Here is a 23,738-nt window from a genome sequence, read left to right on the forward strand (position 1 = left end):
TATGCCGGATAAATCATTAGTGACTATAATTTGCTTGTGTTATAACCACGAAAGGTTTATTGTCGAGAGCTTAATGTCGGCTGTTAATCAAGATTATCCTTACGTTGAATTAATTATTGTTGATGATTTCAGCACCGATAATTCAAGAAAAATTATTAAAAACTGGCTTATCAATTATCCTGAGATTTTATTTATTGAAAATGAAACGAATCTAGGAAGTACCAAATCGTTTAATAAAGCGCTTCGACATGCAAAAGGTAATTTCATAATTGATTTAGCCTGCGACGATATTTTAGCAGCAAATTGTGTTTCGCTTCAAATAAAAGCATTTCAAAAAACTCAATACAAAAACCTTGGTGTTGTTTACGGAAATACGGAACTAATTACTGAAAATGGTGAGTTTGACTCTTATTACTTCCCTGTTGATTCGTCAAAAAAAACAATTGAAACTAGAGCAGCCGGCGATATTTATTTAAGTGTTATTTCTGGCGGTAATAGTATTTGTTCCGTTTCATCGATGGTCAAAAAATCTGTTTTTAATGATTTACAAGGTTATGATGAAAATCTTGCCTATGAAGATTTAGATCTTTGGATTCGCGCTTCTCGTAAATATGATTTTGATTTTATTGATGCCATTTTGATTCAAAAACGAATTGTGTCAACTTCTCAAGGAACTCATTTTTTCCTTAAAAACGACGAAAGGTCTAGAAAAATAAATCATTCTACTTATTTGATTATCCAAAAGGCAATTGCTTTAAACAGAACAAAAGAAGAACACAAAGCAATTTTAAAACGAATGCATTTTGAAATGATTTTGGCATTTAAAACTTCGAATTTCAAATTGTTGTTTCGATATATTTTATTAGAAATAAAACAACGTATCCGAATAATAATTGAACGCTGATTTTACGGATTTACTTCGTAAAGACGGGGATAAATCACTTTTTTTGATAGTAATACATTTAAAAAAATCCGTTTTTATCAGCGTTTTCGCTTTAGCGAATCCGCGTCATCTGCGTCTATTTTTTTTTAGATTGTCAAAAAATCATCTAGTTGTTGTTTTTCTCCCTGCCAATCTCTGGAAATATTTTTTTGGATCAATTTAGCAGGAACACCGCCAATTAAAATATTTTCGCCTAAAGCTGTATATTCTTTTGTACACAAACTATTTGATGCAACAGTGCAAAAATCAGGTGTTTGAGTTCCTTTAAGAATCGAAACTCTGTTGCTTATAAAATTATAATTTCCTATGCGAATTGGAGCCGATTTTTTAAACTTCTCACCTGTTTCCGTATCAATTAAATCATGAAAATTAGTATCAATAATCTGCGATTCAGAGCCAAATCTGGCATAATCTCCTAAAACAACTTTTTCAGTACAAATTAATTTTGAACTTGAAGCCATTGAAGCCATATTGCCAAGCTCACAAACGCCGTTTTCACCAACAAATAGAAAATAATCTTTTCCAAATTGAAACTTCCCTTTAAAGAGTAACGTTCCATAAACAGCAATTTCAGCAACTCCTTTATGAACAGAATTTAATTCATAAGGCTGGCCAAAACCTATCATTCCTTTTTGAATTTTTCCATCAAGGTGAATCTCGCCTTTTATCGAAGTTAACTTTACAGGTCCATAAAAGAAAACGGGAAGTTTTTTTGCTGTTTTGAAAGGAAATTTCTTGAAATTAAAATACAGCGTTTTGATCCAGTTTACTTTAGAGAAAAACTTGATTTTTTGGTAAAAAGAATGACATTTTCTATAACTGCTCCGAATCATTTCTGTCTTTTTTTCGCTGCACAAATGACGTAAATATTTCGCTTAAATTTATCTTTTTATTGATTTGAAACCAACTAAACCAAAAAGAAAGCAAAATCATAATAGATAATAAAGTGTATTTTAAAACTTCACTTTCAATATATCTTAATAAAAATGCAGTAATACAGATTATAAAACACACGAGATAAATTGCATAGAAATCTTTCTGAAAATACAAATCATATCGTTTTTTAGTAATTATTTTTAAGCCTATAAAATGGAATAAAAAATAACAACAGAAACTAAACCCAAGACCTTCCAAACCATAAAAATAATAGCCTGAAATATTCATCAATAACGACAGTATATTGAATCCAATGGCAGTTTTTACAAACATTTTCGAATCACCTTTGGCAATTAAAACAAATCCCATTGCCCACGAAACGGCACGAAACAACATTCCTAAAATTCCAATGCAAATCATAGGAATTACAGCATCAAATTTTGCGGTATAAATAAGCTGCACAATTACTGAGCTTAAAGTAAGAAACAAAACAATGATTGGCGTAATAAGCAAAATTGAAATAAAAGCTTGCTGCTGTACGCTGGTTCTAATTTTATTGTTATCAGTATTTACAGACGCTAATTTTGGGAAATAATCGGTGCTCATGACTGTAAAAATAATTCCAACATAAGAATTCAGTAATGTAAATCCTGCATTGTAAAAACCTACTTGCTCCAATCCACCGGTTTTACCAATATAAATCTGAACTAGATATGTTGACAAAAGCGTTAAAACACTACTTATAGTCAGCATAAAACCAAGTTTTACAATCCATTTTCCTTCTGCGAAAACTGCTGTTTTAGGAATTCTTTCTTTCTCTGTTTTTATTTTATTGGAATAGTAAAATGAAAAAATTAAGGCAAATAATGAAGCTATGAAAATGGTTGGAATTATGGCATTAATCCTTAAAAAATAATACAACGGAATGGAAAATAGTAATCCGAATAAATTACCATATAGATTGGCTTCGGCTAAAAATCGGAATTGACGTAAACCTTGCAAAACAGCCAATTGCCCTGAAGATAATTGCTTAAATAAAACGGTTAAAGAAAGTAATGCAAACGAATAGGTTTGACTTGAATCGCCAAAAGTAATGATACTTAAGGCTTTTGAAAAAATTAAAGTAAACAGCATTCCAGTAATTCCAGTGATAAAAACAATCTTTTTTACAATTTGAATTGTTTTTGAGACTGTTTTTATATCATCGTTTTTATAATTTTCGGAAATGCTTTTTATCGCGCTGGTTTCAATTCCTAAACTTGAAATACTGTTTAAAACACTTAAAGTTGAATTTAATAAAGTAACAATTCCCATTCCTGCTGGACCAATAAAAACAGCAATTAACTTGGTTCGAATAACAGAAATTAAAATCAAAAAAAACTGTACTCCTCCAAAAAACGAAGTTGTTTTTAAAATATCACGATATGATTTTTTACTATCAGACACTAATTAATATTGATTAATTGTTTCGATAATAAAGTCAACTTCTTCCTTTGTCAAAACAGGACTTATTGGTAAACTTAAAACTTCATTATGAATTTTTTCGGTGATAGGAAAAGATAGATTATTCCACTCTAAAAATGCATTTTGTTTGTGCGGCGGAACTGGATAATGAATTATGGTTTGAATATTATTATCTGTTAAATAACGCTGTAAATCAGTTCTATTTTCCGTTCTAACAACAAATAAATGAAACACGTGATTATTAGAATTATCCCAATAGGGCAATATTATTTTATCGTTTTTAATTTGAGACAAATAACGTTTTGCAATTGCTCGTCGTTTACTATTATCAGCATCTAAATTGGGTAATTTTAAATTTAAAAATCCTGCCTGCAATTCATCCAATCTCGAATTTACGCCAATATAATCGTTATAGTATTTTTGCTGCGAACCGTAATTTCGAAGTGCAAAAAGCACATTTGCCAATTCTGAATCGTTTGTAGTAATTGCACCGCCATCACCTAAACAACCAAGGTTTTTTCCTGGATAAAAGCTATGCGCTGCGCTTGATTTTAGATTTTTAACTGTTGATTTTTGATTGCTGATTTTATCTTCCTTTATGTTTGGAATTTGGAATTTGGAAGTATTAGAATTTTCAATCGCTCCATGCGATTGTGCAGCATCTTCTATTACTAAAAGATTATTTTGAACAGCAATTTCATTTATTTTCTCCATTTCGGCCAATTGCCCATAGAGATGAACAGCTAAAATGGCTTTTGTCTTTGACGTAATTTTCTCCTGAATCAAATCAGGATTTATGTTGTAGGTTTCTAATTTTGGTTCAACTAAAACGGGAACTAAATCTGCTTGTAAAATGGCCAAAATACTGGCAATATAAGTGTTTGCAGGAACAATAACTTCATCGCCTTTTTGCAGTCTGCCAAGTTGTATGTAACCTTTAAAGATTAAGACTAAAGCATCAAAACCATTCCCTACTCCAATACAGTATTTTGTTTGGCAATATTCGGCGAAAGCCTTTTCAAAAATTTCAACTTCTTTTCCTAAAATGTACCAGCCATTATCTAAAACCTCTTTCAGTTTTTCCTGAAAAACAGCTTCATAAGGTTCGTTAATTTTTTTTAGATCTAGAAATGGTATCATATTTTGTATCAGCCACGGATTAAAAATTCGCGCAATTAATTCTTAAAAATCTATTTGTAGTAACCCGTTGTACGAAATTTATTTCAACACATAGAAACATAGAGTTTGTATTCTCAAAAAGGCATTTCACTTATTTTAAATACACAGAGTTAAGTATGTTCAAGGAATATATTTCTCTTTTACATTCTTTATTGCGCAAAAAAATATGTTTCTATCTGCTAAATATTTTTTTTCTGAATCACCCCAAATTTGAATTACTTAAAGGATAGAATTTGTAATCTCAAAAATAGGTATTTTGCTTATCAAAATACGCATAGAGCTGTCTAATAGAAATTATTTTATCGCAATTTTGTAAAAATCCTGATTATAAACAGTACAGCCTAATTCTTCTTTTTGTTTGAGTAATCCAGCGTGATAACCTGAATCATTATCATCATTTACAATTCCCATATCAAAAAAGTGCTTTCCTTTTCGTTTGTATTTATGAATCAAATTGATGAATAAAAAGTCGAGTGCTCTTACTTCTTCTCCTTTTTTTGAAGTAGCGCCGTATTGTGATTTTACAATATTCTTGGTTTCAAATATTGTAATTCCGGCAATAATTTCATCATTCTGATATACGGAAAACTGTTTTATATTTTGAGGAAATCTGTTTTTCAATAAAGCAATTTCTTCTTTTGAATGAACTGGTTTTACATTAAATTTTTCTGATAGTCTTGGTTCAAGAATTTCATTCCAAAAAGGCTGAAAATCTTCTTCTTCAACGATATCTAGATCAAGATTTTCAATTCGTCTAAAATGTTTTAGTTTGCTTTTAGAAATTTGTAAAGGCAGATTTAGATTTACGGCCAAATTCATTTCCTTACGTTCTAAAACGGCACCTCTTTTAAATAAAAAGAAGTCGATTTCTTGATTTCCGCCTGAAAGATAAAAACTCGGAATTGGTTTATAATAGAAGGTTTCAATACTGTTTTCGTTCAAAAAAAGCAAAACAGCATCTAGAATCGACACTGCTTTTTCTCCGTTTAATTTGGCTGAAAAAACCAAACCTCCATATGTAAGTCCTTGATGTGAATAAACGGAATTTGATCGTTTATTTGCAGGCAGAATAGCTCGTAATTTTTCATCTTCAAAAATTAAAAGTGAAAAATCTTCAAAACGATCTGCGTGATATTCCATAAAATCACGATGAAACAAAAACGTTGCATTTTTGGCATGATCGATAAAATCATTCCAAATGTCGTAATCGCTTTTCGTGTATTTTTTTACTATAAGGTTTTTCATTTTTTCTTTTGCCACTCCCGACAGCGATCAGGATTCACGAATATTCACTAATTTTTTCAGTTACACTCAATAAGATCAAAATTATAACTTTTTCATAAGCATACGACTCCTATTCATCAAGTATAATTTGTGGGAATTAGTGTAATTCGCGGCAGAAATAAATCTTATTTATGATCAAATGCTGGTAAATGCCATTTGTATTTTACTGCCAGTAAACGTACAGAAATAATAACTACAGAGGTTACTAAATACAGCGCATCGTCTGCCAGATTCCATTTTCTTAAAATAAAAAAAACAACTCCGCCAAAAATACAGATCGTTGCATAAATTTCTCTTCTAAAAACGGTTGGAATTTCATTGCATAATATATCACGAAGAACACCGCCAAAACAAGCTGTCATAGTTCCCAGCGCTACGCAAATTACAGGATGCAGACCAATCATAATTCCTTTTTCAAGGCCTATTAAAGTAAAAACACCCAAACCAATTGTATCAAACAAAAACAGAGAGGTTCTAAGTTTATCGAACTTTTTTCTAAAAAGAATAGCTAGAAAAAAACCTAAAATAATCACATATACATATTGCAGATTGAGCATCCAGCCCACGGGAGTTCTGCCTATTAAAACATCGCGCAGGGTTCCGCCTCCAACGGCGGTTACAAAAGCAATAATAAAAACGCCAAACGGATCAAGCCTTTTATGCATTGCCGTTAATGCGCCAGACATTGCAAATGCCATTGTGCCGATAATATCTAATAAATGAAACATTCTTTTTTAAAGTTGCAAAGGTTTAAAATGCAGAGATACAAAGATTAAACCATTTGCAACTCTATAAGTTGTTATTTTCTTGAGTAAATCGGACTTCTTTTTAGCAAATACTGCACAGAATCGATCCAGCTGTCTTTTACTGCCAAGAATGGTTTACGTGTTTGCGAATATATTTTTGATGCATTTTTATACATATCAAAATATACGGTGTAATAGTAATACTCTTGCGTATTGGCTGTTGTAGTCGAAATATCGCTGGTTTTTACTTTCTTGTTATTGTCACTTACTTTTGCATTTCCGCTGTTGTAAGTTGTTGCTGTTGTACCAGACCCAATAGTATAGGAAATTTTAGCTGCTACAATATTATCAACGCCTAGAATTTTTTCAAGATCTTCAATTGGTGTTTCATCAATATTTTTATAATCAATTCCGGCTTTACGAAGCAAACTGTTAGTTGTTCTTAAATCCTGAACTGTTAAAGGAAAAATATTTGATGATTTGTCCAACAGTTTATTGTAAAGATCGTTTTGTGCAAATTTGGCCATATCTTCAGAACTTTCTTGTGTATCTGAATTTAAATAAGGAACTGGAAGTACGGCAATTGTATTTTGTTTCATTTCAGAAGAAACAACTGCGGTTGATCTTGTTGATGGTGAACTGCTTGCTGGTGAACTGCTTGTTGGAGTTACATCAAATGTTTGTGAACGTCCGCTGGCAAAATCAATACGAGCAATTTGTCCAGTATCAAGCGAAATTTGCATTGTTTCTCCCGGCAGAGAATATTCAACTGCTTTATCAGACATCTTACTAATTGTACATTCAATTACCTGATAGTCTCTTTTTATAATTTTATCTAATTTTTTTGTGCCCTGAGCAAAGGCTGCGATTGACACCAAAAACAGTATTGCAACAGCATATACACTTTTAATTTTCATGATTTTATATTTAAATCTTCCTACTCTTTGGCTTTTCGGTTACGCCATTTTTTAAAGAAACTTAGCACTAAGTTCTTTAACAAATTTAAGAAATCATCTAACCCGTTTTGAGCTTAAAAGCATTTTTTTTCTGCGATTTGCGAAGTGTGTTAAAAAATTATACTAAAAATTTGAAAACTATTGTTTTTCTAAACAAACTCTGCAGTATCAAACGACTAATTACAAAAAAAGTAACATTACATGTTTTGAGTGTAAAAATTGTAATCTTTTAACACTATTCTAATGAAATCAATATTATTTCCGGATTGATTCTTTATTCCTGTTACATTTTCAATCTTAGCAACTAATTTATAAATCACTTCATGATCGTTTTTTGCCTCGGCTTTTTGATATGTTTCTTTGATAATTCTCATATCATTATCAGACAATTTAATAACCAAAGGATATGTTGGTACATAAGCGTCTCCAATTTCCTCAAGAATAGTATGACTTATATTTATTTTGTTTTTTAATGTAATTACTGCCGTTCCTGCCGCCATATCACCTAAACGCTGTGCTTTTTTACTAGAAACAACCGCAATTAAACCAACAAGTCCGTAAAAAGATGAAAAATCAATTATTCTAAAAAACCATCTCATTAGGTAATCACCAAATCCTGCTTGGTAACCATCTATTTTAACCACTTTTATTTTGACTAATTTCTTTCCAAAAGACTGGCCTTCAAAAATACTTTCTAAAGTAATAGAGTAAATAATTAAAGGGAAATAAAGCATTAAAAATATGGCTCCTCGTGACCAAGTATCTAAATTATCCATAAGCGGACCAAGGTCAAGCCAATAAAAAACAAGCAGCGAAACAACGATTATGTATGATAATTTAATACCTAAATCTATAAAATAAGCCCCCATTCGCTCGCCTACCGTGGCAGCGATAAAATTTATTCGAACATTTTGTGTCGTGTTAATAGATAATTCTGACATATTTTATATTTTAGCCATCAATGAGAGAAGTTGCATTTATAAAACAAAATAAAGAAAAATGGCTGGAATTTGAGCTAGCTATTTTCGGCAAAGCTAAGAAAAATCCTGACGAATTAGCTAATTTGTACATTCAATTAATGAATGACTTGTCGTATGCGCAAACTTATTACCCTAAAAGTAAGACGGTTGTATACTTAAATCATCTTGCTTCGCAGATTTACCAAAAAATTTACAAAACGAAACGAACTGAAAAAAATAGAATCGTTGAATTTTTCAAAACCGAAGTTCCGCTGCTTTTGTTTGAATACAAGAGATATTTGATGTACGCGTTTATTTTATTTTTTGTGACTGTTGCAATTGGAGTAGTTTCTGCACGATATGACTCCGATTTTGTTCGTTTGATTTTGGGTGATGATTATGTAAATATGTCTCTCGAGAACATCAAAAAAGGAAATCCGATGGCGGTTTATGGATCTGGATCAAACTGGGGAAGTTTTATTGGCATTACGATAAATAATCTTTATGTTGGTGCAAAATGTTATATGTTCGGAATTACCGGCGGTATTGGCACATTTTACATCTTTCTTCAAAATGCAATAATGCTGGGATCTTTTCAGTATTTTTTCTACGATCAAGGCGTATTCTGGAAAAGCGTTCGTGGTATTTGGATTCATGGTTCTATGGAAATTTTTGCAATAGTTATAGAATCGGCTGCAGGATTTATTCTAGGAGCTTCTATCCTATTTCCTAAAACTTTTTCGAGAATGAATTCATTTAAAATTGGTTTCAAAAACAGCTTCAAAATATTCTTGAGCACTTTTCCTTTTACAATCAGTGCTGGATTTTTAGAAGGTTTTATAACAAGATATTCTATCGATATGCCAAATTGGTTAAGCAGTTTTATTATCCTGTTTACGTTAGTAATAATTTCATTTTATTATCTGATTTATCCTTTTATAGTTCATAAAAAAGTACAAAAACTATCTGCCAAATCGAATTAATCTACACCAGTAATGAATAAATTTTTATTTATTTTATCTTTTCTTTTTTTCTGCGGCATCGCGCATGCTCAGGATTCTTTGGTGACAGAAGAACCTCCAAAGATTAATTCAGTAAAATATACCGAAGCTGATATTCAAATTGATTCGAGTACTGTAGAAGCAAAAACATTCTCTAAAAATTTCAAAAAGAAATATACCGATCAAAATTTTATCTACGAGCAAAAAGCTCCTGAAAAAAGCTATTGGGAGCGTTTTAAAGATTGGCTTGCCAGTATTTTACGAAGCATCTTCTCTTTCAGCACAACAGAAGCGTCATTAAAATTCACCGTTCTTTTTCTAAGAATCATTGCTATTCTGGTTATTGTTTTAGTGATTTATTTAATTGTTAAAGCCATTATTAATAAAGAAGGTCAATGGATTTTTGGAAAAAACTCACAAAAAAGAACAGTTCATTATTCTGATATTGAAAAAAACATTCATCTTCTTGATTTTGAAAAACTGATAAAAGAAAGCCTTGCTTCGGGCGAAAAACGCACCGCAGTTCGATACTATTATCTTTGGCTTTTAAAAACGATGGCACAGCATAATTATATTGAATGGGATATTGAAAAAACCAATTCAGATTACTTATACGAACTTCAAAAACCAGCTCACAAAGAAGAGTTTACCTATTTATCTTATCTCTATAATTATATTTGGTACGGCGAATTTGAAATTAACGATACAACCTTCAATAAGGCTGAAAATCGATTTAAGAATGCTTTAAAAACCTTTAGCTGATGAGTAAAAATATCAAAATTTACATTGGAATTCTGGTTTTTATCTTGATCTTAATTTTAGTTTCAGATTACAACAAACCAAAACCTATCGATTGGAGACCAACCTACTCTGTCAATGACAAAATCCCTTTGGGGTTGTATGTTTTTGACAAAGAAATTGGCGGTATTCTTAAAAAACAAAAAATTGAAAAAATTGCTGATGTCACACCGTATGAATTTTTAGATTCTAAATATGATGAAGACACTTTGGTGCAAACTTATACTGTAAAAGGAACTTTTCTAAATATTTCGGCGCAAAATACTATTGATGACCAATCGATTAAAGAAATTATGTATTTTGTCTCGCATGGAAATAATGCTTTTTTAAGCATGACCAATTTTCCAAAACCTTTATTAGACAGTCTTAAAATAGATTATAATTCTGGTTTTCTTCAAACTGAAAATAATTCTGTTTGGATGGCAAATAAAAAACTGAGTTCAAAAATCTACAAATCATCAGGCAATATTGTTGATTACTTTACTAAAATTGACACTTTAAACACTACTGTTTTAGGCTATCAAGGAAATCCAAAAGAGAAAAAAAACATCAACTTTATAAAAGTTGCCTACAAAAGCGGTTATTTCTATCTGCATATGAATCCTGTGGCTTTTACCAATTATAATTTGCTAAAAGAAGATCGATATCGATATACTGAAAATGTATTGTCATATATTCCGAAAGGCAATATTTACTGGTACACAAAAGGGCAGAACAATGAAAATATTTCAGAATCACCGCTTCGTTATATTCTAAGTCAGCCCGCATTAAAATGGGCTTGGTATTTATTTTTAATCGGAATGCTGATTTTTATGATATTCAATGCAAAACGAAAACAGCGTATTGTTCCTATTTTGCAGCCATTAGCAAATTCAACTATTGACTTTACTAAAACAATAGGCAATTTGTACTATCAAGAAGGAGATCACACCAATATTATTGATAAAAAAATCATTTATTTCTTAGAAAAAATTCGAACTGAATATTTAATCGATACCACAAAGCTTGATGATGATTTTGTAAAAAAACTGCATCATAAAACGGGAAAGAACGAAACGGATATTCAAGAACTTATATTTTTAATCAACGAACATCGAAACGGTTATCATGCCAGTATTGAGCAAGATTTAATTAGAATTAATACTGCAATTGAAAAGATTTTAAACTAATATTTTATACCAATTAAATAAAAAACATACACAATCATGGACGATATTAATACTCAAGAAACTGAAATCACCAATGAAAATGTGAATTTTGAAGCCAGAATAAATCTAGCTCCGCTTTTAGAACATGTAAACGCGATTAAGAAAGAACTAGAAACCGTAATTGTTGGCCAGCATAAAATGGTCGATCAGCTTCTAGTTGCCATTTTATCAAACGGTCACGTTTTATTAGAAGGTGTTCCTGGAGTTGCGAAAACAATTACAGCGAAACTACTTTCAAAAACATTAAACATTGGCTTCAGCCGAATTCAGTTTACGCCCGATTTAATGCCTTCTGATATTCTGGGAACTTCTATTTTTAATTTGAAAAGCTCAGAATTTGAATTTAAAAAAGGGCCGATTTTTTCTAATTTAATTCTGATTGACGAGATTAATCGTGCTCCAGCAAAAACTCAGGCCGCACTTTTTGAAGTTATGGAAGAACGTCAGATTACAATTGATGGTTCTGCTTATCAATTAGAAACTCCGTTTTTAGTAATTGCCACCCAAAATCCAATTGAGCAAGAAGGAACATACCGTTTACCTGAAGCACAATTAGACCGTTTCTTGTTTAAAATCACGATTGATTATCCAAAATTAAACGAAGAAATTTTAATTATCCAGAGAGAACATTTCTTACAGGATCATGGCAAATTAGAAGCTATTAAAACTATTCTTTCATCATCTGAAATAAACAATTATCAAGCTTTAGTAAAACAAATTAGAGTAGAGCAAAATTTATTAGAATACATTGCTAGAATCGTAGTTAACACTCGAGAAAATGCCTTTTTATATTTAGGAGCTTCGCCTCGTGCGTCTATTGCGATTTTGAATGCTTCGAAAGGATTTGCTGCTATTCGCGGACGTGATTTTGTTACGCCCGAAGATATTAAAGAAGCGGCAATTCCGGTTTTACAACATCGTGTAATCGTAACTCCAGAGCGTGAAATGGAAGGAATTACAAGCTCTGAAATTATCAAACAAATTATCGAAACAGTAGAGATTCCGAGATAAAATGTTTAATGGTGAATTGTAAATGTGAATGAAGAAATATAAAATAACTTTTTTTTCAATTCTGTCGTGCTGAGCGAAGTCGAAGCAAACCTGAAACTTTAAACCTGAAACTAAAAAAACAGTGAATTTTATAAAAAGTCTATACCTGAATAATTTCTTTTTCTATGTGCTTTTGGGCATTATAGGATTATTTGTCTGTGCTTTTATTTTTCCAAATTTATACAATGCCGTATGGTTTGTGTTTTTGATTCTATTCACTTTCTTAGCCCTTGATATTCTAATATTATATCTCACAAAAACTGGAATCGAAGCAGAAAGAATTACACCAGAAAAGCTTTCAAATGGAGATTTAAATCCTATCAATATTCAAATAAAAAACTATTATACCTTTCCTATTTTAGTTAAGATAATTGATGAAATTCCATTTCAATTTCAAGTACGCGATTTTAAAATCGTAAAAAAAATCAAAGCTTCAGATCAAAAAGCAATTGGATATGATTTACGTCCAACCGAACGCGGTGAATATTATTTTGGCTACTTGAATATTTATGTTTCATCTCCTTTACGATTAATTTCCCGCCGATTTTCGTTTGCCAAAGATCAAATGGTTCCAACATATCCGTCGTATATTCAATTGAGAAAATACGATTTATTAGCGTTTTCTAATAATTTATATCAATACGGAATCAAAAAAATACGCCGAATTGGTCATACAATGGAGTTTGAACAAATTAAAGAATATGTTCAAGGCGACGATCTTAGAACCATAAACTGGAAAGCTACAGCAAAGAAAAACACTTTGATGGTGAACCAATTTCAAGACGAAAAATCACAATCGGTTTACATGGCAATTGATAAAGGGCGCGTGATGCAAATGCCTTTTAATGGATTAAGTTTATTAGATTATGCGATAAATTCGACTTTAGTTTTATCCAATGTAATTCTGAAGAAACAAGATAAAGCGGGTCTTTTCGCTTTCTCTAAAAAAGTAGAAAACAGAGTTTTTGCGGAGAGAAGAGGTTCTCAAATGCAAAAGATACTCGAAACTTTATACAACATTAAAACTGATTTTTTCGAAAGTGATTACAGCAGATTGTATGTCGATATTAAGAAAAACATCAACCAAAGAAGCTTAATTATTCTGTACACCAATTTTGAAACTATGGACGGCTTAAATCGTCAATTACCATACTTAAAAGGAATTGCAAAAAGCCATTTATTGGTAGTTGTCTTTTTTCAGAATACAGAATTAAACGATATCATCAACAAAAAAACGGACACTATTCAAGAAGTTTACGATAAAGTTATTGCCGAAAAATTCATGTTCGAAAAACGCCTTATTGCAAACGAATTAAAGAAATACGGAATCCATTCCGTTTTAACTCAGCCTGAGAATCTGACTTTAGACGCCATTAATAAATATTTGGAAATCAAGGCGCGAGGGATTTTGTAGTAAATGATAAGGTAAATTGATTCAATAAATAGGCAGATGAAAAAAAAATACGTTCCTTTTTTATCATTTTTATTACTTTTCCTTGTTGCAACTCCATTTGAATCAGGGCTCACAATTGAAAATTCAGGATGGAACACTGTTATTCCGTCAACATCTTATTTAGAAATAATTGTATGGAGCATACTTTTAGTAATCCTTATAACTTATTGGATAATACTTCGAAAAGAAAAAATAATTTCTTCTAAATTTTTTGCAGTACATTTTATTCTTTGCCTTCCTTTTGTATTTTATGCAAGATTTAATATGTTTATCAGCATGACAACTGCCGAAAATTCAAAAGATATTCTTGAATTCATCACATTACTTGACATTGCTGCTTATGCTTCACTTTTTCTTTTTTTATTAAGTCAAATAATCTTTATTATTTACATTATAAAAAACAAAAGATAATACAAATGTTTATTTTTAAAATCGTGAATATTTCGACCTTTACAATTCAAAAAAACTATACTATGAAAAAACTATTTTTAACCGCATTTGTTTTAATAAGCTTTATAGGCAGCGCACAAAAAACAGAAAACATTATTGTAATCACCACAGACGGCTTTAGATGGCAGGAAGTTTTTAAAGGACTGGATCCTGCAATTGCCAATGATAAAAAATTCAATCAAGGTGACAGCACATATATTTATAAAAATTACGCTGGTGCTGATTATGCTTCGTCTCGTAAAAAAATAATGCCTTTTTTCTGGTCGGAAATTGTTTCGAAAGGACAAATTTATGGCAATCGTGATCTTGGCAACAAAGTCGATGTTGCAAATCCGTATTGGTTCAGTTACCCTGGATACAGCGAAATCATGACTGGAAATGTTGATCTTAAGGTAAATTCTAACAGTTACAAAGCTAATCCGAATGTAAATATTTTAGAGTATTTAAATCAGCAGCCAAAAATAAAAGGCAAAACTGCAGCTTTTGGAGCTTGGGATGCTTTTGATAGAATTTTAAACGAAGAACGAAGCGGTTTTCCAGTTATTTCGGCTTTCGATAATGTTGGAGGAAGTAAACCAACGGCAACTCAAAAATTATTGAACGATATGCGTAATAACTCGTACAAACCTTTTAATGAAGGTGAATGTCTAGATGTTTTTACACATTATCAAGCGATGAACGAACTAAAAACCAATAAACCAAAAGTACTTTATGTTGCTTATGGCGAAACAGATGAATGGGCACATCACGGACAATACAAATCATATCTTGACGCTGCCAATCAAGTTGATAAATGGATTAAAGAAATCTGGGATTTTGTACAAAATGATCCACAATACAAAAATAAAACAACCATTTTTATAACAGTCGATCATGGACGAGGCGACAAAATAAAAACGCAATGGACGGATCATGGTTCTGATATCGCTGGTGCATCACAAATTTGGTTTGCAGCGATGGGACCAGAAATTGCTCCAAAAGGTGAAATCAAAACAGAATCTCAAATTTATCAAAAACAGTTTGCTCAAACTATTGCCAAAATTATGGGCTACACTTTTAACGCAGATCATCCCGTAGATACTGAAGTTAAAGAAGTTTTTAAGAAATAATCTGTTTTTTTAGCCACTCCCGATAGCTATCGAGATTCACGAATTTACACGATTTTTTTACCAGTGATAAATAAAATTTATTTCGTGTAAATTCGTGAAATTCGTGGCTATTTTTTTTATTTCATCTTACTACTTTGAACCTTTGCAACTTTGAACCTCTTTTAAAAAAAACTCAGTACCTTTGAACCTTTGCAACTTTGAGCCTTTAAAAAAATGAAACAAATTACTTCAGTACAAAATCCGTTTATAAAATCGCTTGTTTTATTACAAGAAAAAGCAAAAGCCCGAAAGCAAACCGGAACATTTTTGATTGAAGGACAACGCGAAATTTCACTTGCTATAAAAGGCGGTTTTGAAATCGAAACGGTTTTATTTTTACCTGAATTAGTTACAGAAAATCAAATTCATGAACTAGTTTCTAAATCGGTTCAATTGATCGAAATCAATAAAGAAGTTTACCAAAAACTAGCGTATCGAGATACAACCGAAGGCATTTTGGCAGTAGCCAAAACCAAATCTTTAAAACTTTCTGATCTAAAATTATCAGACAACCCTTTAATTTTAGTGGCCGAATCTCCTGAAAAACCAGGAAACATTGGTGCACTTTTACGTACTGCAGACGCCGCAAATTTAGACGCCGTATTAATTGCAAATCCAAAAAGCGATTTGTACAATCCAAATATAGTACGTTCCAGCGTTGGCTGCTTATTTACCAATCAAATTGCCACAGGAACTACGGAAGAAATCATTGCTTTTTTGAAAGAAAAAAAGATCGATTTTTACTGTGCTACGTTACAAAATTCAACTTCTTATCATACCCAAAATTTTACAACTCCAACCGCTTTAGTTGTCGGTACAGAAGCCACAGGACTAACGCAGGACTGGCGTGATGCAGCAACACAAAATATCATTATCCCAATGCAGGGCGAAATAGATAGTATGAATGTTTCTGTAGCCGCCGCGATTTTAATTTTTGAAGCCAAACGCCAAAGAGGATTTAACTAAAAAAACTTTCCATCATGAATTACAAATTATCACTTTTAGCATTATTATTTAGCTTTTCTGTTTCAGCACAAATAACCAATCAAGAAGTAGATGACTTGGTAAATCGCACCATAAAAACTTTTGATGTTCCGGGAATTGCAGTTGCAATTGTAAAAGATGGAAAAGTAGTTTTATCCAAAGGATATGGCGTAAAATCAGTTTTAACACAACAAAAAGTAGATGGAAATACGTTGTTTGGAATTGCTTCAAACAGTAAAGCTTTTACATCTGCGGCATTAGCAATGCTGGTTGACGAAGGTAAAATAAAATGGGACGATAAAGTAATTACTTATCTTCCAGATTTTAAAATGTATGATGATTTTGTAACTCGCGAATTTACAATCCGTGATTTATTAACACACAGAAGCGGACTTGGTCTTGGCGCAGGCGATTTGATGATTTGGCCTGACGGAAGCGATTTTAAAGCTCAAGATATTATTCATAATTTACGATATTTAAAGCCTGTTTCGAGTTTTAGAACAAAATACGATTACGACAATTTAATGTATATAATTGCGGGCGAAATTGTACATGTAGTAAGCAAACAAACTTGGGCTGATTTTGTTGAAGAACGAATCATGAAACCATTAGAAATGACCAATAGTGTCGCATCGGTAAAACGTTTAAAAGACACTACAAACGTAATTACGCCACACGTTCCTATTGGCGGGAAATTAAAAACGATAAAACGTTACGAAAATCAGATTTTTGACGGTGCTGCAGGAATTTATTCGAGTGTAAATGATATGAGTAAATGGGCAATTCTGCAAATCAATAACGGAAAATACGGCGACAATAAACAGTTGTTTTCAGAAAAAGAACATGACGAAATGTGGCAGTTACAAACTATAATTCCAACCAAAACCAGACCTCCTTACAATACTCATTTTAACGGATATGGTTTAGGCTGGTTTTTAAGTGACGTAAAAGGATACAAACAAGTTTCACATACTGGAGGTTTGGAAGGAAATGTTACACAAACGACTCTAATTCCAGAATTAGGATTAGGGATTATTGTTTTAACCAACCAGCAATCTGGAGCTGCATTCAGCGCCATTACAAATACAATTAAAGACAGTTATTTAGGCATAAAATCTGATGATTATGTTACGGTTTACAGTAACCGAATGAAAGCCAGCGAAGAATCTGCAGATAAAGTTGCAGACGAAGTTTGGGCTGTTGTTGCAAAAAATAAAAAAGACAAACTAAAAGTTGATTTTACAAAAATTATTGGCACTTACAAAGACAACTGGTTTGGCGAAATAACGATTACAGAGAAAAAAGGAAAACTGTATTTTGCTTCAAAACGTTCTCCGCAGCTTGCTGGTGAAGTTTTTTTCTATAAAGATGGTAATTATGTTGTAAAATGGAATAATGCCTTTTTTCATGCAGATGCTCATTTGCTTTTCAAATATGATGAAAACGGAAATGTGGTTAACTTAAAAATGCTTCCAATTTCTGATCTGACTGATTTTAGTTATGATTTTCAAGATTTAGATTTTTCTAAAAAGTAGTTTCAAGTTTCAGGTTTCAGGTTTCAGGTTTCTCATTGAAAACTTAAGGTATAAACAATCAGCAAAAACTTGAAACTTTAAACTTGAAACAAAATAATTTCATTCCAAAATCAACACTCTATTCCCTTGTGTATATTCTTTTTTTTTCCTATTTTTAGTACTTGAACCATGCCGTTATGATAGAAATAGATACAGAAAAAGAAAACAAAGCGATTGCGCAGGAATACAAAGAATTACTCCGAATTAGTTATCAGACTTTATCGCCCACTGATAAAAAACTAATTAGAAAGGCTTTTGACGTTGCTGTAGATGCTCACAAAGAGCAAAGACGCAAATCTGGAGAAGCGTATATCTTTCATCCTATTGCAGTTGCAAAAATTGTTGCCTCAGAAATTGGTCTGGGAGCAACTTCTATTGCCGCGGCTTTATTACACGATGTGGTCGAAGATACGCCAATGACTGTAGAAGATATTGAGCGATTATTCAATCCAAAAGTAGCACAGTTAGTTGAAGGCTTAACAAAAATTTCATTAGTTCAAAAAGATCTAAATGCGTCAATGCAGGCAGAGAATTTTAGAAAAATGATCTTAACGCTGAATGATGATGTACGTGTTATTTTGATTAAGCTGGCAGATCGTTTGCACAATATGCAGACAATGGATTCGATGGCGGAATATAAACAGACTAAAATCGCCTCGGAAACGCTTTATATTTATGCTCCTCTCGCCCATCGCTTAGGACTTTATAATATTAAAACTAAATTGGAAGATTTAGGTTTAAAATATACAGAACCTGCGGTTTACAATGATATTGTAAGCAAAATTAGAGAAACTAAGGAAGAGCAAGATGCTTACATCAAAGATATTTCGGATGTTTTGAAGAAATCTTTAGATGCTGAGAATGTTGATTACATTATAAAAGGCCGTCCAAAATCAATTTATTCGATTCGTCGAAAAATGCGTGCACAAAATGTAAGTTTTGATGAAGTTTATGACAAGTTTGCGTTGCGAATTGTTTATAAATCAGATCCGCATGATGAAAAATTTATCGCTTGGAAGATTTACTCGATTGTAACAGATCATTATAGACCAAGTCCAAGTCGTTTGCGCGACTGGATTTCATCGCCAAAATCAACAGGTTACGAAGCACTTCACATTACCGTTATGGGACCAAAAGGCCGCTGGGTCGAAGTTCAAGTACGAAGTGAGCGTATGGATGAAATTGCCGAAAAAGGATATGCGGCGCATTACAAATATAAAAACGGTGCAACCGAGGAAAGTGGTTTAGATACTTGGCTGAATTTACTACGCGAAGCGCTAGAAAATCAAGAAACCAATGCGGTTGATTTTGTTGAGGATTTCAAAATGAATTTATATTCTAAAGAAATCTTCGTGTTTACTCCAAAAGGAGAAATCAAATCACTGCCAAAAGGTGCGACATCGCTTGATTTTGCATTCAGTATTCACTCTGAAATTGGAATTAAAACAAGAGGAACTCGTGTAAACGGTCGTTTAGTTCCTTTAAATCACGAACTTAAAAGCGGTGACCAGGTTGAAGTTATAACTTCAGCAAACCAAAAACCAACGGTAAACTGGCTTGAGTATGTAACAACTTCGCGAGCAAAAAACAAGATTAAAAACGTTCTAAACGAGAACACCAAAAAAATTGCCGAAGAAGGAAAAGAATTACTTACCAGAAAACTAAAACATTTAAAAATTACGCTTAACGAGCAAACTACAAATGAGTTAGTTAACTTTTTTAAATTAAAAACAAGCTTAGATTTATTTTATCGCGTTGGAATTGGCGCTATAGAAAATCAACAGTTAAAAGATTACGCTGCACAAAAAAGCAATACGTTTATTAATTTCTTTAAAAATAAAATTAAAAGAAATAAAGACACTACCGCTTCAGAGGATATACACAAACCTGTTATCAGCAGTAATTACGACATGCTGGTTTTTGGAACTGAGCATGACAAATTAGATTATAAGCTGTCACAATGCTGCAATCCTATTCCGGGCGACGACGTTTTTGGTTTTGTAACGATCAACGAAGGAATCAAAGTGCATAAAAAAGACTGCCCAAATGCTATTGGAATGCAGTCTAATTATGCTTACCGAATTATGAGCGCCAAATGGATCGATTCTTCTCAAGAAGAGTTTAAAGCGATTATTAATATTACAGGAATGGATGTTTTAGGACTTACCAATCAATTGACTCGTGTAATTTCAAACAATATGAGCGTTAATATTCAGAGTATTTCACTGAGTACAGATGCGGGAATTTTTCACGGGCAGATTGCGGTTATTGTTCAAAACAATACTATTTTGAAAAAAATGATCAATGCAATTAAGAAAATTGACGGTGTCGACAAGGTTACGAGAGAGTATAGAACCTAACTTTTTAGGGAAACTATAAGAATTTTGTAACGAAACTTTAAACCCGAAACTTTTATTCATTAAAAATAAAAAATTATCTTTGCCGGATATGACACTCATTTCAACTGACAACACTAAGAATCAAGAAATTGTAAAAAATGTTTTTACAATGTATCTTGAACAAAAAGGGCATCGCAAAACTCCTGAGCGTTATGCTATACTTCAGGAAATCTACGATAGCGAGGAGCATTTTGACATAGAAAATCTATACATCAAAATGAAAAATAAAAACTATCGTGTGAGCAGAGCTACGTTATACAATACGATTGAACTGCTGCTGGACTGCGCTTTGGTTAGAAAACATCAATTTGGGCAAAATCAAGCTTATTACGAAAAATCATACTTCGATAAACAGCACGATCATATCATCATGACTGATTCTGGCGAAGTAATTGAATTTTGCGATCCAAGAATTCAAACCATCAAAAAAACAATCGAAGAAATATTTGATATCGAAATTACGAATCATTCACTTTATTTCTACGGAAACAAAAAGCAAAAGCAATAATCCCGAACAGGTATTATTTAAAAAATAAAAAAAAAGAAAATTAACTACATTAATCAGTAGGACAACTCAGCTTGTCCCAACGCAAATTAAAACAGAATGACGGTAGATTTATTACTAGGATTACAATGGGGAGATGAAGGTAAAGGGAAAATTGTTGACGTTCTTACCTCAAATTATGATATTATTGCACGTTTTCAAGGAGGACCAAACGCAGGACATACACTAGAATTTGACGGAATTAAACACGTACTTAGAACCATTCCTTCAGGGATTTTTCATAAAAACTCAGTAAATATCATCGGAAATGGAGTTGTAATTGATCCAGTAGTTTTTCAAAAAGAAATTGAAGGTTTAGAGAAATTTAACCTTGACATCAAAAAGAAACTAATCATTTCAAGAAAAGCACATTTAATTTTACCAACTCACCGTTTGCTTGATGCAGCTTCTGAAGCTTCAAAAGGAAAAGCAAAAATTGGTTCTACTCTTAAAGGAATTGGACCAACTTACATGGATAAAACTGGTAGAAACGGTTTACGTGTCGGCGATATTGAATTAGAAGATTTTAAAGATCGTTACAGAGCTTTAGCTGACAAGCATGAAGCAATGATTGCTTTTTATGATGTTAACATTCAATACAACTTAGCAGAACTTGAAAAAGAATTTTTCGAAGCTATCGAAGAATTGAAAAAATTAGATTTTATTGATAGTGAAGAATACATGCACCAAGCTCAAAAAGCTGGTAAATCTATTCTATGTGAAGGAGCTCAAGGTTCATTATTAGATGTTGATTTTGGAACGTATCCGTTTGTAACTTCATCAAATACTACTGCTGCTGGAGCTTGTACTGGTTTAGGAATTGCTCCTAACAAAATCAAAGAAGTTTACGGAATTTTTAAAGCTTATGTAACACGTGTTGGAAGCGGACCTTTCCCAACTGAACTTTTTGACGAAGTTGGTGCTACTATGGCAAAAGTTGGTAACGAATTTGGATCTGTAACAGGAAGACAAAGACGTTGCGGATGGTTAGATCTTGTAGCTTTAAAATATGCCGTTCAAGTTAACGGAGTTACTCAGTTAATGATGATGAAAGGTGATGTACTTTCTGGTTTTGAAACTTTAAAAGTTTGTACAGAGTATAACTATAAAGGGCAAAATATTGCTCATTTCCCTTACAACATTGAGCCAGAAAACGTTACTCCAGTTTACAAAGAATTTAAAGGCTGGAAAGCTGATTTGACAGGTTTAACAACTTACGATCAATTGCCAATTGAGCTAAAAGAATATATTGAGTTTATTGAGAAAGAAATCGAAGTGCCAATCAAAATTGTATCGGTTGGACCAGACAGAAAGCAAACAATAACAAAATAACACATTTAAACGCTCTGATAATCAGGGCGTTTTTTTTATACAAATCTATTCGCCATATGAAAAACCCAGAAATTAAAATTACAGAAACATCTTTACTCTCAGACAATTGGTACATTTTAAATAAAGTAAATTTTACTTATCAAAAAGAAAACGAAAAAATTCAGACACACGTACGCGAAGTTTATGACCGCGGAAATGGAGCTGGAATATTATTATACAATACCACAAAAAAAACTGTTATCTTAACGCGTCAATTTCGTTTGCCAACTTTTTTAAATGGCAATAAAACAGGAATGATGATTGAAGTTTGTGCAGGACTTTTAGACCAAGACAATCCCGAAGAATGCATCATTCGTGAAACTGAAGAAGAAACAGGTTATCGCATAACAAAAGTTCAAAAAGTTGTAGAAACCTATATGTCTCCAGGTGCTGTAACCGAAATTCTATATTTGTTTACAGGTCAATACGATGAAAGCATGAAAGTCAGCGATGGCGGCGGATTGGATTCTGAACAAGAAAACATTGAAGTTCTTGAGTATACTTTTGATGAAGCTTATGCTATGATCGAATCTGGAGAAATTGTTGATGCTAAAACTATTATTTTATTGCAGCATGCTAAAATAAAAGGCTTAATATAGATTTTTTGAGTATTTTTAGGTTCTAAAATTCTAAAAATGCTCAAACTTAAAATAATCCTTTTCTTAGTTTTTCCGTTTTTTATAAATGCTCAAAATGAAAAAATATCTGCCGAAAAACTAAAACAAGATCTTACCATTTTTAAAGAAATTAGAAAAAAAGCAAATTCGGGAGTTTATAAATACCGAACTCCAAAACAAATTGACAGCATTTATTCTTGGGCATTTTTACAAATAAACAAACCTAAAACGCTTCTTGACTTTTATAAAATAATTTTAAAAATTACAGATTTCGAAGGAAGCCTTCATAATGATACAACACTTCCTGATGAATTTCTGAATAAATTTTCATCAGGAAATGTATTTTTTCCCTATCCTGTAAAACTTATCGAAGATAAGTTAGTCATTAATTTTCAAAATTCTGAAATTCCGATAGGCTCCCAAATTTATAGCATTAACAAAATTAAAACCAACAAAATAATAAAGGACTTTAATAAATATTATACCACCTATAATATTTCTGGAAAATCTATTGGAATAAACAGTTCTTTTGCTAAATATTTTGAAATAGAATATGGTTCTAAGAAGAAATTTGCAGTAGAATATTCCCTTCCAAACAAAACTGAAAAAATAACCAAAACGGTTGCAGGGGTTTCTAATGACAGCCGAAAAGAGAATTTCAAAAAACGTCACTCCCTTCCTATTGACAGTCTCCAATATGGAAAAATAAAAAACAAATACTCTTTTCAAGTTAT

At 32.1% G+C, this 23,738-nt stretch carries 21 protein-coding genes and 1 pseudogene; 15 read left to right on the top strand and 7 right to left on the bottom strand.

Annotated features, from left to right (window positions below; all coding sequences use genetic code 11):
• The first annotated feature begins 1 nt into the window (after position 1).
• Entirely contained in the window at positions 2 to 904 is a 903-nt protein-coding gene (locus B0A81_RS16595; RefSeq protein WP_089059060.1) for a glycosyltransferase family 2 protein, read from the top strand.
• Positions 905 to 1,029: 125 nt separating this feature from the next.
• On the opposite strand, the gene B0A81_RS16600 is transcribed toward B0A81_RS16595, so the two are convergent.
• The 7 genes from B0A81_RS16600 to B0A81_RS16630 form a co-directional block, all read right to left on the bottom strand.
• Positions 1,030 to 1,776, bottom strand: a complete 747-nt coding sequence (locus B0A81_RS16600; protein WP_089059061.1) for an LbetaH domain-containing protein — start codon at positions 1,774 to 1,776, stop codon at positions 1,030 to 1,032.
• Positions 1,757 to 3,265 carry an O-antigen translocase gene (locus tag B0A81_RS16605; RefSeq protein ID WP_089059062.1) on the bottom strand — a complete coding sequence of 503 codons (1,509 nt, stop codon included), beginning with the start codon at positions 3,263 to 3,265 and terminating at the stop codon, positions 1,757 to 1,759. Before B0A81_RS16605 ends, B0A81_RS16600 begins: the two co-directional genes overlap by 20 nt.
• A 3-nt stretch (positions 3,266 to 3,268) precedes the next feature.
• Positions 3,269 to 4,423 (bottom strand): DegT/DnrJ/EryC1/StrS family aminotransferase, encoded by a 1,155-nt coding sequence (locus tag B0A81_RS16610; protein WP_089059063.1) that lies wholly within the window; start codon positions 4,421 to 4,423, stop codon positions 3,269 to 3,271.
• A 333-nt stretch (positions 4,424 to 4,756) separates the two neighbouring features.
• Positions 4,757 to 5,707, bottom strand: coding sequence for a FemAB family protein (locus tag B0A81_RS16615; protein WP_089059080.1), 951 nt, complete (start codon positions 5,705 to 5,707; stop codon positions 4,757 to 4,759).
• A gap of 164 nt (positions 5,708 to 5,871) precedes the next feature.
• Complete coding sequence (locus B0A81_RS16620; protein WP_089059064.1) at positions 5,872 to 6,474, bottom strand: trimeric intracellular cation channel family protein; 603 nt, start codon at positions 6,472 to 6,474, stop codon at positions 5,872 to 5,874.
• A 71-nt stretch (positions 6,475 to 6,545) separates the two neighbouring features.
• Positions 6,546 to 7,409 (bottom strand): hypothetical protein, encoded by an 864-nt coding sequence (locus tag B0A81_RS16625; protein WP_089059065.1) that lies wholly within the window; start codon positions 7,407 to 7,409, stop codon positions 6,546 to 6,548.
• Positions 7,410 to 7,645: 236 nt separating this feature from the next.
• Positions 7,646 to 8,389, bottom strand: a complete 744-nt coding sequence (locus B0A81_RS16630) for an RDD family protein (protein WP_089059066.1) — start codon at positions 8,387 to 8,389, stop codon at positions 7,646 to 7,648.
• A gap of 20 nt (positions 8,390 to 8,409) precedes the next feature.
• Between B0A81_RS16630 and B0A81_RS16635 the strand changes: the two genes are divergently transcribed.
• The 14 genes and pseudogenes from B0A81_RS16635 to B0A81_RS16700 form a co-directional block, all read left to right on the top strand.
• The gene (locus B0A81_RS16635) at positions 8,410 to 9,390 is read left to right on the top strand and encodes a stage II sporulation protein M (protein ID WP_089059067.1); all 981 of its coding nucleotides are present in this window, start codon (positions 8,410 to 8,412) and stop codon (positions 9,388 to 9,390) included.
• 12 nt (positions 9,391 to 9,402) lie between these two features.
• A complete protein-coding gene (locus tag B0A81_RS16640) occupies positions 9,403 to 10,170 on the top strand; it encodes a DUF4129 domain-containing protein (RefSeq protein WP_089059068.1) in 768 nt (255 codons plus the stop codon).
• Positions 10,170 to 11,375, top strand: coding sequence for a DUF4350 domain-containing protein (locus B0A81_RS16645; RefSeq protein ID WP_089059069.1), 1,206 nt, complete (start codon positions 10,170 to 10,172; stop codon positions 11,373 to 11,375). The genes B0A81_RS16640 and B0A81_RS16645 overlap by 1 nt, the downstream gene beginning before the upstream one ends.
• A gap of 36 nt (positions 11,376 to 11,411) precedes the next feature.
• A complete protein-coding gene (locus B0A81_RS16650) occupies positions 11,412 to 12,425 on the top strand; it encodes an AAA family ATPase (RefSeq protein WP_089059070.1) in 1,014 nt (337 codons plus the stop codon).
• A 121-nt stretch (positions 12,426 to 12,546) separates the two neighbouring features.
• The gene (locus B0A81_RS16655; protein ID WP_089059071.1) at positions 12,547 to 13,878 is read left to right on the top strand and encodes a DUF58 domain-containing protein; all 1,332 of its coding nucleotides are present in this window, start codon (positions 12,547 to 12,549) and stop codon (positions 13,876 to 13,878) included.
• A 36-nt stretch (positions 13,879 to 13,914) separates the two neighbouring features.
• Positions 13,915 to 14,328 (top strand): hypothetical protein, encoded by a 414-nt coding sequence (locus B0A81_RS16660; protein ID WP_089059072.1) that lies wholly within the window; start codon positions 13,915 to 13,917, stop codon positions 14,326 to 14,328.
• A gap of 62 nt (positions 14,329 to 14,390) precedes the next feature.
• Positions 14,391 to 15,476, top strand: a complete 1,086-nt coding sequence (locus tag B0A81_RS16665; RefSeq protein ID WP_089059081.1) for an alkaline phosphatase family protein — start codon at positions 14,391 to 14,393, stop codon at positions 15,474 to 15,476.
• A 213-nt stretch (positions 15,477 to 15,689) separates the two neighbouring features.
• Positions 15,690 to 16,481 (top strand): TrmH family RNA methyltransferase, encoded by a 792-nt coding sequence (locus tag B0A81_RS16670; RefSeq protein WP_089059073.1) that lies wholly within the window; start codon positions 15,690 to 15,692, stop codon positions 16,479 to 16,481.
• Positions 16,482 to 16,495: 14 nt separating this feature from the next.
• A complete protein-coding gene (locus B0A81_RS16675) occupies positions 16,496 to 18,034 on the top strand; it encodes a serine hydrolase (protein WP_089059074.1) in 1,539 nt (512 codons plus the stop codon).
• Positions 18,035 to 18,210: 176 nt separating this feature from the next.
• On the top strand, positions 18,211 to 20,433 hold the full coding sequence (locus B0A81_RS16680; protein WP_089059075.1) for a RelA/SpoT family protein: 2,223 nt from the start codon (positions 18,211 to 18,213) through the stop codon (positions 20,431 to 20,433).
• An 88-nt stretch (positions 20,434 to 20,521) separates the two neighbouring features.
• Entirely contained in the window at positions 20,522 to 20,980 is a 459-nt protein-coding gene (locus B0A81_RS16685) for a Fur family transcriptional regulator (RefSeq protein ID WP_026981862.1), read from the top strand.
• Between the two features lie 96 nt (positions 20,981 to 21,076).
• On the top strand, positions 21,077 to 22,348 hold the full coding sequence (locus B0A81_RS16690; protein WP_089059076.1) for an adenylosuccinate synthase: 1,272 nt from the start codon (positions 21,077 to 21,079) through the stop codon (positions 22,346 to 22,348).
• A 56-nt stretch (positions 22,349 to 22,404) separates the two neighbouring features.
• On the top strand, positions 22,405 to 22,986 hold the full coding sequence (locus tag B0A81_RS16695) for an NUDIX domain-containing protein (RefSeq protein WP_089059077.1): 582 nt from the start codon (positions 22,405 to 22,407) through the stop codon (positions 22,984 to 22,986).
• A gap of 36 nt (positions 22,987 to 23,022) precedes the next feature.
• A pseudogene (locus B0A81_RS16700) lies at positions 23,023 to 23,738 on the top strand (S41 family peptidase); the annotation flags it as partial.

This window comes from Flavobacterium plurextorum (assembly GCF_002217395.1).
In the GTDB taxonomy this organism is placed as follows: domain Bacteria; phylum Bacteroidota; class Bacteroidia; order Flavobacteriales; family Flavobacteriaceae; genus Flavobacterium; species Flavobacterium plurextorum.

Bases quoted from the DNA above. Each gene is read 5' to 3' on its own strand.
- B0A81_RS16595 (WP_089059060.1), top strand. From the start codon at position 2: ATGCCGGATAAATCATTAGTGACTATAATTTGCTTGTGTTATAACCAC.
- B0A81_RS16600 (WP_089059061.1), bottom strand. From the start codon at position 1,776: ATGATTCGGAGCAGTTATAGAAAATGTCATTCTTTTTACCAAAAAATC.
- B0A81_RS16610 (WP_089059063.1), bottom strand. From the start codon at position 4,423: ATGATACCATTTCTAGATCTAAAAAAAATTAACGAACCTTATGAAGCT.
- B0A81_RS16615 (WP_089059080.1), bottom strand. From the start codon at position 5,707: ATGAAAAACCTTATAGTAAAAAAATACACGAAAAGCGATTACGACATT.
- B0A81_RS16620 (WP_089059064.1), bottom strand. From the start codon at position 6,474: ATGTTTCATTTATTAGATATTATCGGCACAATGGCATTTGCAATGTCT.
- B0A81_RS16625 (WP_089059065.1), bottom strand. From the start codon at position 7,409: ATGAAAATTAAAAGTGTATATGCTGTTGCAATACTGTTTTTGGTGTCA.
- B0A81_RS16630 (WP_089059066.1), bottom strand. From the start codon at position 8,389: ATGTCAGAATTATCTATTAACACGACACAAAATGTTCGAATAAATTTT.
- B0A81_RS16635 (WP_089059067.1), top strand. From the start codon at position 8,410: ATGAGAGAAGTTGCATTTATAAAACAAAATAAAGAAAAATGGCTGGAA.
- B0A81_RS16640 (WP_089059068.1), top strand. From the start codon at position 9,403: ATGAATAAATTTTTATTTATTTTATCTTTTCTTTTTTTCTGCGGCATC.
- B0A81_RS16645 (WP_089059069.1), top strand. From the start codon at position 10,170: ATGAGTAAAAATATCAAAATTTACATTGGAATTCTGGTTTTTATCTTG.
- B0A81_RS16650 (WP_089059070.1), top strand. From the start codon at position 11,412: ATGGACGATATTAATACTCAAGAAACTGAAATCACCAATGAAAATGTG.
- B0A81_RS16660 (WP_089059072.1), top strand. From the start codon at position 13,915: ATGAAAAAAAAATACGTTCCTTTTTTATCATTTTTATTACTTTTCCTT.
- B0A81_RS16665 (WP_089059081.1), top strand. From the start codon at position 14,391: ATGAAAAAACTATTTTTAACCGCATTTGTTTTAATAAGCTTTATAGGC.
- B0A81_RS16670 (WP_089059073.1), top strand. From the start codon at position 15,690: ATGAAACAAATTACTTCAGTACAAAATCCGTTTATAAAATCGCTTGTT.
- B0A81_RS16675 (WP_089059074.1), top strand. From the start codon at position 16,496: ATGAATTACAAATTATCACTTTTAGCATTATTATTTAGCTTTTCTGTT.
- B0A81_RS16680 (WP_089059075.1), top strand. From the start codon at position 18,211: ATGATAGAAATAGATACAGAAAAAGAAAACAAAGCGATTGCGCAGGAA.
- B0A81_RS16685 (WP_026981862.1), top strand. From the start codon at position 20,522: ATGACACTCATTTCAACTGACAACACTAAGAATCAAGAAATTGTAAAA.
- B0A81_RS16690 (WP_089059076.1), top strand. From the start codon at position 21,077: ATGACGGTAGATTTATTACTAGGATTACAATGGGGAGATGAAGGTAAA.
- B0A81_RS16695 (WP_089059077.1), top strand. From the start codon at position 22,405: ATGAAAAACCCAGAAATTAAAATTACAGAAACATCTTTACTCTCAGAC.